The 11,828-nt window shown below is 64.6% G+C and carries 11 protein-coding genes; 10 read left to right on the forward strand and 1 reads right to left on the reverse strand.

The features are described from left to right. Window positions 1-28 precede the first annotated feature (28 nt). Window positions 29-1,579 carry a chitinase gene (locus AB4Z38_RS17945; RefSeq protein WP_441430957.1) on the reverse strand — a complete coding sequence of 517 codons (1,551 nt, stop codon included), beginning with the start codon at window positions 1,577-1,579 and terminating at the stop codon, window positions 29-31. A 217-nt stretch (window positions 1,580-1,796) separates the two neighbouring features. Here AB4Z38_RS17945 and AB4Z38_RS17950 point away from each other — a divergent pair, with 217 nt between their 5' ends. The 10 genes from AB4Z38_RS17950 (at window position 1,797) to AB4Z38_RS17995 (ending at window position 11,669) form a co-directional block, all read left to right on the forward strand. Then, window positions 1,797-4,160: a glycosyltransferase family 2 protein gene (locus tag AB4Z38_RS17950; protein ID WP_441430958.1), complete on the forward strand. Its 2,364-nt coding sequence runs from the start codon at window positions 1,797-1,799 to the stop codon at window positions 4,158-4,160. A gap of 95 nt (window positions 4,161-4,255) precedes the next feature. Beyond that, window positions 4,256-4,606, forward strand: coding sequence for an ArsR/SmtB family transcription factor (locus AB4Z38_RS17955; RefSeq protein WP_441430994.1), 351 nt, complete (start codon window positions 4,256-4,258; stop codon window positions 4,604-4,606). Beyond that, complete coding sequence (locus tag AB4Z38_RS17960) at window positions 4,603-5,310, forward strand: aquaporin (protein ID WP_441430959.1); 708 nt, start codon at window positions 4,603-4,605, stop codon at window positions 5,308-5,310. The genes AB4Z38_RS17955 and AB4Z38_RS17960 overlap by 4 nt, the downstream gene beginning before the upstream one ends. Further along, the gene (locus tag AB4Z38_RS17965; protein WP_441430960.1) at window positions 5,307-5,729 is read left to right on the forward strand and encodes an arsenate reductase ArsC; all 423 of its coding nucleotides are present in this window, start codon (window positions 5,307-5,309) and stop codon (window positions 5,727-5,729) included. Before AB4Z38_RS17960 ends, AB4Z38_RS17965 begins: the two co-directional genes overlap by 4 nt. Window positions 5,730-5,768: 39 nt before the next feature. Beyond that, window positions 5,769-6,191, forward strand: a complete 423-nt coding sequence (locus tag AB4Z38_RS17970) for an arsenate-mycothiol transferase ArsC (RefSeq protein ID WP_441430961.1) — start codon at window positions 5,769-5,771, stop codon at window positions 6,189-6,191. Window positions 6,192-6,198: 7 nt separating this feature from the next. Beyond that, window positions 6,199-6,744, forward strand: coding sequence for a DinB family protein (locus tag AB4Z38_RS17975; protein ID WP_441430962.1), 546 nt, complete (start codon window positions 6,199-6,201; stop codon window positions 6,742-6,744). Window positions 6,745-6,923: 179 nt separating this feature from the next. Beyond that, window positions 6,924-8,237: a MinD/ParA family ATP-binding protein gene (locus tag AB4Z38_RS17980; protein ID WP_441430963.1), complete on the forward strand. Its 1,314-nt coding sequence runs from the start codon at window positions 6,924-6,926 to the stop codon at window positions 8,235-8,237. Between the two features lie 370 nt (window positions 8,238-8,607). Continuing rightward, window positions 8,608-9,480: a hypothetical protein gene (locus AB4Z38_RS17985; protein WP_441430964.1), complete on the forward strand. Its 873-nt coding sequence runs from the start codon at window positions 8,608-8,610 to the stop codon at window positions 9,478-9,480. 20 nt (window positions 9,481-9,500) lie between these two features. Then, window positions 9,501-10,256: a hypothetical protein gene (locus tag AB4Z38_RS17990; RefSeq protein ID WP_441430965.1), complete on the forward strand. Its 756-nt coding sequence runs from the start codon at window positions 9,501-9,503 to the stop codon at window positions 10,254-10,256. 195 nt (window positions 10,257-10,451) lie between these two features. Continuing rightward, window positions 10,452-11,669: an MFS transporter gene (locus tag AB4Z38_RS17995; protein ID WP_441430966.1), complete on the forward strand. Its 1,218-nt coding sequence runs from the start codon at window positions 10,452-10,454 to the stop codon at window positions 11,667-11,669. Window positions 11,670-11,828 lie beyond the last annotated feature (159 nt).

The following is an 11,828-nucleotide window of genomic DNA, read 5'->3' on the forward strand; positions in this document are numbered from 1 at the left end:
GGCATCAGCTGCCAGTTCGCGCTTCAGTTTAGGAAGCGGGCGCAGATTGGATTTGGGCCGGGGTCAATCTTGCCCATGGGGAGTCCGGGGCACCTTGGACTGCGGCTTCCGGGCTGTCGCCTTGAGTCCACCACTTGGCCTCGAACGCTGACCCCTCGAAGAGAATACGGTCGCCCTTGTGGTAGATGGTCTCCGGAGCCCATGCCGGGAAGGTCCCCGCAGGCACGGTCGCTTTGGGACTTGGGCTGTCTCCGGGAAGCACCGGACCCACGAGTTTCCACGGGGTGGCACCGCCCTGTAAGACCGGGTTATCCGGGACGTCGGCGCGGGTCCACCATTTTGCCTCGTAGACGCTGCCGTGCCAGACCACCCTGTCGGCCGCGGTGTAGGCGGCGTTGGTATTCCAGACCGGATACGGGCTCGTTGCCGGGTCATCGGTGGCGGTGGCACTGCTTGAGGCAGTGGCTGTAGGCGATGGAACTACTGTCGGGATAGGCAGCGCGACATCATTGGCAAGGGTGGCGGAGAACAGTTGGGAACCCTGGACCACCCCGCTGCAGCTGTCCGAGACCTTGCCCAAGTCGGGGTAATTGGGGCTGCACGTCCTGTCCCTGTTCATGGACCACATCGACAATCTGCCCAGGCCCTTGTCTTTGGCGAAGCTGTTCATGGTGGAGGCGTCATTGAGGGTGAATATTTCACCGGCGATATCGTTCTGGCCGACCATGACCGTCAGGCCAAGCTTGCGCCAGAGGGTTTCGCTGCCAAAGTCAGTTCCGGCGTTGCGGTAGAGGGCGTCAAGCTGACCGTGGGCGGCATCCGCAGCTGATTCTGCGGCCCGGGACATGCTCCAGGTTGCAGGCTTACTCGCGCCGAAATCCATCGTCATGATGTTCACGCCCTCCAGTTCGACCCCGCCGGCGAGAGTATGCGCCACGATGCCCTGGCCTTGGCTAGTGAGGCCATTCGGGTCAGCCGCAAGAGTCAGCCAGACGGTGAGGGGCTTGCCGCTGGCTGTGCGTTCCTTCTGAACGGCGGCAATGGCTTGCGCCCGTCGGTCGGCAGCGGCCGTGTCCGTCAGCGCATTGCTTTCGATATCAAGATCGATGGTGGTGAGATCGTAGCGATCAACAATCTGCCGGTAGGCGTCAGCCAGGGCCTTCGTGTCTTTGCAGGAAACGGCGAGTTCGTTATTGCTCAGCCCGCCGAAGGAAACCGCTGTGGCCCCTCCAAGCTGGCGGAGCCGGGCGATCCTCCGGTCCAGGTCGAGATCGGTAGCTGCCAGGTCGGGGCTGTACACCGCACCCCAGGACGGGGCGCAGTCTTGCTTCGGATCGGCGACAACGAAAGACAGCACCACGGCTTTCGCGCTCGGCACGGCTGGATCTTCGAACGCGAACCGCGGCGTCGCTGTTACGTCCACATAGCCGGAGAACACCGAAGGCATGGATGCTGCGGCACTGACATCCTGGACGTTGCGGAGGCCGAGGTAGCCCGCCGTGACCGCCGCGACCACGATGACGCAAAGGATGCCCAAACGCAGGACGGACAGCCGGCGGCCGGGAAAGCGCTTAGACACAGAAATACCCCCAGAGCTTCTGAATAGGACTTCACGGATGTCTGGGAAAGATCTCATTCCCCGGGAAGCGCCGCAGCTTGCGTAGCATTTCCATGAGTTCTGTCGGAACTCCGCGTTGTTCGCCTATCATAGGGGCGCACTGGAGTGCGGTCCGTTACATTACGCCCGCATTGTGCCGTGTGCCCGCTGGGGGCACACGGACAGCGAATGGGGATTCATGTCGGATCAGATCGTGCTGCTTCGCCCCGATGAACAGGGAGCGGCGGACGGGCAGTCTTCAAAAGCCCGAAAGCGTCAGTGGGGAGCGGAGAAACGCTCTGAACCGCTCTCGATCGTCCACCCTGCACCATCGCGGCGGAAAATAGTCCTCGGCCGCATCGGCGTCCTCACCACCGTGCTCGCCTGGGTCGGCTATGTGGTCACGACGGTGCTCAAGCAGCTGGTGGACAACCCCGGCGCTGGATTCCGCTTCGGCGCCGAAACCCTCTCCTATCTCGTGGTGGTGTCCTTCCTGACGTTCTCGGCCCTGATGTACCTCACCGCCCGCCAGGGCGCCCTGACTCGCTTTCGGGCCCACCGCCGGGTTCCCCGGGGGGAACTCGACCGGCACTTCTTCGAGTACTCCGAGGGCATCACCGTGCTGATTCCTTCCTACGCGGAAGAGCCGGAAGTCGTCCGTGGCACCATGTGGTCCGCGGTCCTGCAGGAATTCCCGGACCTCAGCGTTGTGCTCCTTCTCGACGACCCGCCGTTCCCCGAAGACCCCGACGTGCTCCGGCGCCTGGAAGCCACCCGGGCGCTCGCAGCTCAGATCGCGGAAACCCTCAGGGAACCAGCGGCGAGGGTCAACGGCGCCTACGGGAGGTACCGCCGTCGTCGTGATCAGGGACCTGAACTGGGGGCCGGCACTAACGCCGGCACCGAAGTGGAGCGGCTCATCGCCGAATACGAATACGCGGCGGAGTGGCTCGAAGCAATGGCGGAGACCGAGTCCGTCGAGGACCACGTGGATGAGTTCTTCGTGGACCTGGTCCTCATGGGCCTGGCCCGGGAACTACGCCTGGTGATCCTGGCCCTTACGGCCGCCAACGCGCAGCACACCTCGCCCGGCCCGGAACGCATCGCTGAGCTGTACGCACGGCTTACCTGGATCTTCAACGCCCGGGTGTCTACGTTCGAGCGAAAGCGGTTCGCCAGCCTCTCCCACGAGGCCAACAAGGCCATGAACCTGAACGCCTACCTCTCGCTCATGGGCGGGACCTGGCACCCCGAACCGACAGCGGACGGCACCGTCTTGCGGCCCGCAGGGGTTTCCGGGCCCGCGGGGGTGGCCGACGGCGACGCGCTGTCGATCCCCGACACCACCTACGTCCTGACGCTGGATGCGGACTCGCTGCTGCTGCGCGATTACTGCCTCCGCCTGGTCCATCTCCTCGAATCCCCGGGCAATGAGCAGGTAGCCGTCACCCAGACCCCGTATTCCTCCTTCCGAGGCGCCCCGACACGGATCGAACGCATCGCCGGGGCGACCACGGACATCCAGCACATCCAGCACCAGGGGATGACCGAATACGGCGCTACGTTCTGGGTGGGAGCGAACGCCGTGATCCGCAAACGCGCCTTGGAAGACATCGTTGAAATCTCCACGGTGGGCGGCTTCGAGGTCAGAACCTACATCCAGGACCGCACCGTCATCGAAGACACCGAGTCCAGCGTGGACCTCGGCACGCACGGCTGGACCTTGGTCAACTACCCGGAGAGGCTCAGCTATAGTGCCACGCCGCCCGACTTCGGATCGCTCGTGGTGCAGAGACGTCGCTGGGCCAACGGCGGCCTGCTGATCCTGCCCAAACTCTGGGAACAGATCCGCAACCGGCGAGGCCCGGCCCGGCCGGTCCTCTTCCGCGAAATCCTGCTCCGGGTCAACTACATGGCCTCCATCACCTGGGCCAGCTTCGGGCTGCTGTTCCTCCTCGCGTACCCCTACGACAGCCGTCTCCTCAGCCCCTTGGTCTTCCTTGCCGCGCTGCCCTACTTCCTGGCCATGGGCAGCGACCTGCGGGACTGCGGCCACCGGTTCAGCGACATCTTCCGGATCTATGGTTTCAACCTCGTTCTCTTGCCGGTCAATCTGGCCGGCGTCCTGAAGTCGCTCCAGCAGGCGCTCACGGGAGACAAGATCCCGTTCGTGCGCACCCCGAAGGTCAAGGACCGCACCGCGGCCCCGGCCCTCTTCGTCCTCGCTCCGTACCTGATCGTCGCGTTCTCCTTGTTGACCGTCTGGCGGAATTGGGAACTGGGAAACTGGGGCAACGCCGCATTCGCTGCCTTCAACGCCGTCATGGCCGCCGGTGCGATCCGGGCCTACATCGGACTGGCCAACTCCGGAGTGGACATGTACCTGGGCGTGTTGAACTGGCTGTATATCGCGCCTAAAAAACCGAAAGCGCTACCGCCGGCCATCATTCCCAAAACCCCGGAACAGGTCGATTGGGAGTCGCTGCTGTATCACGGGGACCGCCGCCTGAACCGCGACCTCCGAGGCAAGAACGACCGCCGGAAACGGGCCGGATCGCTGTAGGGCTACGGCGTGGATGGCGGACGACGATCCGGCCTTGCCTTAAACGATCCGGCCTTGCCTTAAACATCGACAAGTGTAAATATTTACCTGTGTCTATGTCCTTGGAGTTAACGCCTGTCCAGACGGTGTCGTGTTGTTCGCCGCTGTCCAGGGAGCCCTTGTCGGAATCCGAAGCCGAAGGAATCGTTCCGCTACTGAAAGCGCTGGGCGATCCGGTGCGGTTGCGGCTGATGTCCCTAGTGGCGTCCCGCGAGGGCGGCGAAGCCTGCGTATGCGATCTGAACGACGCCTTTGAGCTGTCACAGCCGACCATCAGCCACCACCTGAAGGTCCTGCACGAAGCGGGTCTCCTGGATCGCGAGAAGCGCGGCGTCTGGGTCTACTACCGCGCCCGCACCGATGCCCTGTCCGGTCTGGCGGCTTTGATCGGGGGACAGGCCCAGTGAGCGTGCTGTCACGGCGGGCCGTGGCGGAGTTCGCCGGCACCGCCTTCCTGGTCATGGCCGTGGTGGGGTCCGGCGTCATGGCCTCGCGCCTGTCCCCGAACGACGTCGGACTGCAGCTCCTGCAGAACAGCGTCGCCACAGGCGCCGCCCTCGTGGCGTTGATCCTGGCCCTGCAGCCGGTCTCGGCATCTTTCAATCCCGTGGTCACTTTGCTCGAGCGCGCCCTGGGGATCCTGGACACGCCCACGGCGTTGGCGCTGATCGCCGCCCAGTTCGCCGGCGGCCTGGCCGGGAGCGTGCTCGCCAACCTGATGTTCGGCCTCGACGCCGTGACGCTCTCCACGCATGAACGCGCAGGGGGAGGGCTGTGGCTCGGCGAAGTCGTCGCCACCATCGGGCTGCTCCTGGTCATCTTCGGCACCGTTCGCTCCGGTCGACCGGACAAGGTTGCCTTTGCCGTCGGCGGGTACATCACGGCCGCCTATTGGTTCACCAGCTCCACCAGTTTCGCGAACCCGGCTGTGACCGTGGCCCGGACCGTCACCGACACGTTTTCCGGGATAGCCCCTGCCTCTGCCCCGGCGTTCATCCTCGCCCAGTTGCTGGGCGGCACCGTCGGGTTCTTCCTGATCCGCGCCCTGTATCCAGGCGCTCCCGCGTTGCCCGCACCCGTCCCGGCACCCGATCGAAAGGTTCTCTCATGAGCACTGAAACCGTCAAGAAACCCTCCGTTCTCTTCGTCTGTGTCCACAACGCAGGCCGTTCCCAGATGGCTGCCGCCTTCCTCACGACTCTTGGCGAGGGCCGGATCGAGGTCCGCTCCGCAGGTTCGGAGCCCGCAGACAAAGTCAACCCGGCCGCCGTCGAAGCCATGGCCGAACTCGGCATCGACATGTCCGCCGAAATCCCCAAGATCCTCACCACCGAGGCCGTGAAGGAATCCGACGTCGTCATCACCATGGGCTGCGGCGACGAATGCCCGTACTTCCCGGGCAAGCGCTACGAGGATTGGGTCCTGGACGACCCGGCCGGCCAGGGCCTGGACGCCGTCCGCCCCATCCGCGACGAGATCAAGGGCCGCATCGTGGACCTGATCGAGTCCCTCACGCCTGTCGCCGAGTAGCGCCCACGTCCGGTGACCTTTGATGCAAGAATCACAGGCATGAACCCAACGCCCACAACCCCGAGTGTCCTTTTCGTCTGCAGCAGGAACGGCGGAAAATCCCAGCTCGCCGCCGGACTCATGCGCGACCTCGCCGGAGACACCGTCAGCGTCCATTCCGCGGGCACCAAACCCTGCGAGGAACTGAACCCCGAATCCGTCGAGTCCTTGAATGAACTCGGCATCGACATCACCGGCGAGCACCCCAAATCCGTCACAGACGAGGTGCTCAACGCCGCCGACGTCGTGGTTGTCCTGGGCACCGAAGCCAAGCTGGTTGCCCCCGCCGGGCAGCGCTTCGAGACTTGGGAAACCGACGAACCTTCCACCCGCGGCATCGAAGGCATGGAACGCATGCGCCTCGTCCGCGACGACATCAAGGCCCGAGTCCAGACGCTCTACGCCGAACTCCTCGAGAACTAGGAACCCGATGGATCCGGCCCGGGAAGCATGCATCGCGGGATACAGCCAGGCCCTTCAGGATTTGAACAGGTGGCTGGAGGACGCGACCACCTCGGAACTGCAGCGCAAGAGCAACGGGACCCGCTGGACCAACGAGGAACTGCTTTTCCACATGGTCTTCGGATACATGATCGTCCGGTCCCTCTTGCCTTTGGTCCGCATCATGAGCCGTCTGCCCCGGTCCTGGAGCCGAGGCTTCGCTGCTTTATTGGACGCCGCCACCGGCCCGTTCGACTGGGTGAACTATTGGGGTTCGCGGGCGGCCGCCATGGTCTATGACCGGCACCGGATGGGCCGGAAGTTCGAAAAGACAATCACGGCCCTGGCGCACCGCCTCGAACGCGAAACCACTGTTTCCCTGGCCAGATCGATGCCTTTCCCGACTCGGTGGGATCCTTTCTTCACGGCCGATATGACACTCGCGGACGTCTACACCTACGCCACACTGCATTTCGACTTCCACGCCAAGCAGTTGAGCCTCCGGCCACCGGATTCCTCACCCGGGCCATCGTGATGTCTCCCCACGCCGCAGGCCACAAAACCAGGCCCAAACGAAGGCCGCAAACCGCGGTTCGAACTGCCCGGCACGGCCCACATGTCAGGTTTGGGGCCGTCGCCACCTAGAATTGCTGGTTGAAGCAATCTAAACGAGAGCCGCGGCGCACAACGCTGCGAGTCTTAGGGGACAAGACCATGCCGGATTCCGTGGAGAACGAAGCCAGCGCCGCTGCATCGAACGAAGGGCAACCCGAGCTTCGTCGACGCCGCGATCGCCGTCGCGCAGAGGGTGACCCCTGGACAGGAACTATGCCGATCATTACACCGAACGATTCCGACGCGCCCGCATCCACTCCAGCCCCGCTCCAAAGCAGATCCTGGGCTGAAGCGGCAGCCGCCGCCGACGCGTCCGCCCGCACGGAAACGGACCGTACGGTAACGGACCGCACGGTAAGCGAAGACTCGACCGGCGGTGACGCGAGCCGTGAGGAACCACGCCGTGAGATCCCGGCGGCGGCAGCACCGGCGTCGGGCGCTGGTTCCCCAGCTGCCGGACGCGCCGCAGCCGCCAACGCTCCGATTTCCGACTTCATCTCCTCGCCGGGTTCCTTCGTGAGGGAACAGAAACCGCGTCCCATCGGTGGCTTCCGCGGCATGCTCTACAGGCTGAGCGGCGGCGCCTGGAACCTCGGGCCCAGCGCCAAGCAGCGCGAAGAGGACGAGCTGGCGCGGCGCATTTCCCGCCAGCTCCAAGGCAGCTACAACACGGCCGTCCTGAGCCTCAAGGGCGGGATCGGCAAGACCTCCACCACGGTCGGCGTGGGCCTCACCTTGGCGGAATTCCGTGGCGACCCGCCGTGCGCCATCGACGCCAACCCCGATTCCGGCGACCTCGTGGAGCGCGCCCTGGGTGAGGGCATCTACCAGAAGGCCACCCCGCGCACCATCACGGACCTGCTCAAAAACGTCGACAACGTCGATTCGCTCACTGCGCTGGCCCGGTACATGCACCATGCCGGCCGACTACACCTGATCGCCGGCGAACAGGACCCGGAAGTTTCGGATTCACTCACTGCCGAGGAATACCTGCGGATCCGCCAGCTGATCTCGGGCTACTACTCCGTTGCGCTGACCGACTGCGGAACCGGCGTCACGCACAACGCGATGAGCGGCATCCTTCAATCGGCCGACAACCTCATTATCGCCGCCGGCTATGCCGTGAGCGGTGCTAAGCGTGCCCGCAGCACCCTTCAATGGCTTGCGAGCCACGGCTACGAGGAACTCGCCCGCAACGCGATCGTGGTCATCACTGACAAGGACGAGGTGTCGTCCCGTGTGGACAAGGATGCCATCGAGGAGCACCTCTCCGGGATCTGCCGCCAGTTGATCGCCGTGCCGCACGACAGGGGAGTGGCCGACGGCGACCTGGTCACGCTGGACGTCTTGCGCCCCGATACCCGTCGTGCGTACAAGGAGATCGCGGCCGCGATCGTGGACGGGTACGTGTAGCGGCTCCTCTTTTCGGTCGCCCCGCCCAACTAGCTCGCATTAGATGTCGTTTTCAGGGCTCATAACGACGTTAAGTGCGAGCTAGTTGGGTAGGGGCTACTTAGTTATTGCCTCGCGTGACGCTGCCGACACTCTATTCATTACTTGGTTTACGCGGGCAAGAGCGGGTTCCTACTCGACCACTACGCGGATTGCAAATTGTCGCTTCCGCCGGGATTTCCCTAGAGTTGCCCCTGGACGTCATTCGCTTTGCGGGGCGTCCTCGCCATGACCGGGAACTGGGCCCGGGCATGGTGCACCGAATTCCGTGCCTTCATGACACCCTGCTGCGCCCGTTTCTGAACCCGGGGCCGGCACCCAGGAGCCTCCTTTGATTCCCAAAAAACTTGCCTTGATGTTCGCTGCCGTGCTTCTCCTCGGACTGACGGGTGCCACTGGCGCTCGCCCCTCCGCCAACACAGCGCCCGACGCCGGTCCCGCACCAATCGCGAACGCCGCACCCGCCGCTGAGGTGGCCCCGCTCGCTACGCCGGCACCGTCCGCTACCCCGACTCCGGCACCACCCGCCGTTCCGCAGCCTGCCGCCGCACCCGCGCCCGCCGTCGTCGTCCCCGAAGCTGGCGTCGTCCCCGAAGCTGGCCAGGGCGGCTCCGTGAAGGTGCTCGACACCACCGCGGCCATCACCGACCCCAACTGGTTCCGCCAGGCCTACGCCGAAGGCTTCCGTCTCTACGTAATGCACTCCACCGTCTGGGGCACGTGCACTCCATGGCAACAGACCCAGGCCCAATTGAAGATGGCGCTCGACGCCGGCCTCAAGATCGCGGTCTACACCCGTGATGCTTCGTGCTGGGAGAACGGGATCAAAGCCGCCGGCCCGTACATGTCACAACTCCAGTTCTTCGCCCTGGACATCGAGCCCGGGGGATCCTTGGTTACGCGCGCCATGGTGGATGGCGTGCGGAGCCTGGGCGTGCGGCCCGTGATCTACAGCGGCAGCGGCATGTGGCCAGGGCTGATGGGCAACAGCACCGCATTCTCGGACGTGCCCCTGTGGGATACAGACACGAGCAGCCTCAACTACTCCAGCTGGACCGCGGACTACCTGGCGCCGGCACCTGTGCAATACGGCGGCTGGAACACGGCCGGCACCATGCGCGTGGGGATCCAGCAGAAATTCGAACACACCCTGAACGGCATCAACGTTGACTTGAACTCGTTCGACGCGAGCTTCCTGAAGTAGGCGCTGCGCCTAATTCCTGAGTGTACGTTGACGGCGCCGCATGGGCCGCACTGAAACCGTGGGAACAATACCGTGTCCGGGTCAGCGCTGCGGCCGAAACCTCCAGCGCACGAACCATATTCGCCAGGCACTCGGCAGCGTCTGTGTGGGGGATCCCTACCATAGGCCTGCAGCATCCGGTGCAGGCCCTGACTCTCCAGAACGACGGCGGCCGCTCGCGTGCCGGGATATCCCGCCACTATGCGGATCCCGCTATCCTCAAGCTGTATCGCTGCGAGGGACTGCTGGTGACTGGCAGGGTGCGCACGGTGCTGGACCTGGCCGCTTTCACCCCGTTCGTCGAATCCATTGCTCCCTTGGATCACGTGCTCAAGGCCGACCGGAAACGGGGACTGCCCGCCATCACGAAAGAGACGCTGCTGGCAGGAGTGGATGGAATCTACACGGCAGCAGCCATCCGGAGAATCCAAGCGGCGGTCGATTTCGCAGATCCCCTTTCCGGATCTGCGGGGGAATCCTACAGTCGGGCCTTGATGCATGTCGCAGGATTCGAAGCCCCGGTTCTTCAACGTGAATTTCGCGACGAAGCGGGCCTCGTGGGCTATTCGGACTTCTATTGGAAGGGTGTGCGGGTGGCCGGGGAGTTCGACGGCATCGATAAGTACCTGAAGCCGGAATTCCTCAAGGGACGGACTGCCGCTCAAGCCGTCATCGATGAGAAGCTGCGTGAGGACCGAATCCGTGCCACCGGGTCCGGCGTCGTCCGTTGGGTGTAGGCGGAACTCATGGCTCCCGGAGTGCTCGAACGGAAGCTGGCAGCGGCAGGCGTGCCCCGGCGTCGTCCGCGCGGAGCCCTATGAGGCGCGTTGTGTCCCGCCTGGCGCTGCGCGGAATGCCTGACGCGGCCGGAATTCCCTGTGCGGCAGGTATTTGGCGCGTCGCAAAGAATGGGGCGTCCTAGGATGAAAGGGATGACCACCAGCACCCTTCAGCCCTTCAATCTTCGCAGCATTGCCTTGCCCGCCTTTGGGCCCGCCCTGCTGTTCTGTATCGGCGAAGGCGCGGTGCTTCCGGTGGTGGCATTGTCCGCCCGCGACCTTGGCGCCTCAGTGGCCGTGTCCGCGTTGGTAGTCACGCTGATCGGGCTGGGGTCCTGGTTCTTCAACCTGCCCGCTTCGCTCATCACCATCAAGTTCGGCGAACGATGGGCCATCGTCGCCGCAGGTGCCGCCGGAGCATTGGCCTTGTTGGCCGCCGGATTCGCGCCGCTCCTTGCGCACAATGGCATCTGGCTGCTCGCCGCGGCGATGACCGTCGTCGGGATGTCCACGAGCGTCTTCAACCTCGCGCGCCAGAAGTACCTCACGGAAGCCGTCCCGGTCATCTACCGCGCTCGTGCCCTGTCGACGCTGGGCGGCGTCACCCGGATCGGAGTGTTCATCGGCCCGTTCGTCGGCGCGGCCGTCATGCAGTTCGCCGGCATCAGCGGCGCGTACTGGGTTGGCGTGGTGGGCATGGCGGCGGCCGCGGTGCTGTCACTCACCATCCCGGATCTTGTGTTGCCGGACGACGTCGACGGCGGACGCAAGGGCCCCGAGCCCACCCTCCGTGGCGTCGCGGTTTCCCACGCGGGAGTGTTCCTGACCATCGGGACCGGGATCCTGCTGCTCAGCGCGCTGCGGGCCTCACGCCAGGTGGTCATCCCTTTGTGGGCGGACCACCTGGGATTGGACGCAACACACGCGTCACTGATCTACGGCTTGTCCGGTGCGATCGACATGCTGGTGTTCTACCCAGCCGGCAAACTCATGGACCGCAAGGGGCGCATGTGGGTCGCAGTGCCGTCCACCCTCATCATGGGCACGGCGTTGTTCCTGATGCCGTCGTCCGCGGATTTTGTGGGGCTGCTGCTGGCCTCGCTCCTGATCGGCTTCGGCAACGGCATCAGCTCAGGACTCATCATGACGCTCGGCGCCGACTTTTCCCCGAATAAGGGGCGTGGGCAATTCCTCGGCTTGTGGAGGTTCATTTCCGACGCCGGTGCCACAGGAGGGCCTGTGTTGCTCTCGGCCCTCACTGCCGCCATATCGCTCGCAGCGGGCGTCTGGGCCACGGGATTCCTTGGCTTGGCCGCGGCGGCGGTGTTCGCCGTCGCACTCCCGAAACTCAAGCACCGCAGGAACTACTAATCCCCACGGGCTCCAGGCAGGGACCCTCGCCGGTGGGGCCCACGGGCAGGGACCCCTGGCGGCGTGGGCCCAACTGGCTAGCAGTAGGTGTCGTTTTGAGCCCTCAAAACGACGTTAACTGCGTGGGGCCACGCCGCCCGGGTTCCCTGGCCGAGCTTG

The sequence above is a fragment of the Arthrobacter sp. 2RAF6 genome (genome assembly GCF_052115205.1).
Taxonomy (GTDB): domain Bacteria; phylum Actinomycetota; class Actinomycetes; order Actinomycetales; family Micrococcaceae; genus Arthrobacter.

Bases quoted from the DNA above. Each gene is read 5' to 3' on its own strand.
- AB4Z38_RS17980 (WP_441430963.1), top strand. From the start codon at position 6,924: ATGCCGGATTCCGTGGAGAACGAAGCCAGCGCCGCTGCATCGAACGAA.
- AB4Z38_RS17995 (WP_441430966.1), top strand. From the start codon at position 10,452: ATGACCACCAGCACCCTTCAGCCCTTCAATCTTCGCAGCATTGCCTTG.
- AB4Z38_RS17975 (WP_441430962.1), top strand. From the start codon at position 6,199: ATGGATCCGGCCCGGGAAGCATGCATCGCGGGATACAGCCAGGCCCTT.
- AB4Z38_RS17955 (WP_441430994.1), top strand. From the start codon at position 4,256: ATGTCCTTGGAGTTAACGCCTGTCCAGACGGTGTCGTGTTGTTCGCCG.
- AB4Z38_RS17965 (WP_441430960.1), top strand. From the start codon at position 5,307: ATGAGCACTGAAACCGTCAAGAAACCCTCCGTTCTCTTCGTCTGTGTC.
- AB4Z38_RS17950 (WP_441430958.1), top strand. From the start codon at position 1,797: ATGTCGGATCAGATCGTGCTGCTTCGCCCCGATGAACAGGGAGCGGCG.
- AB4Z38_RS17970 (WP_441430961.1), top strand. From the start codon at position 5,769: ATGAACCCAACGCCCACAACCCCGAGTGTCCTTTTCGTCTGCAGCAGG.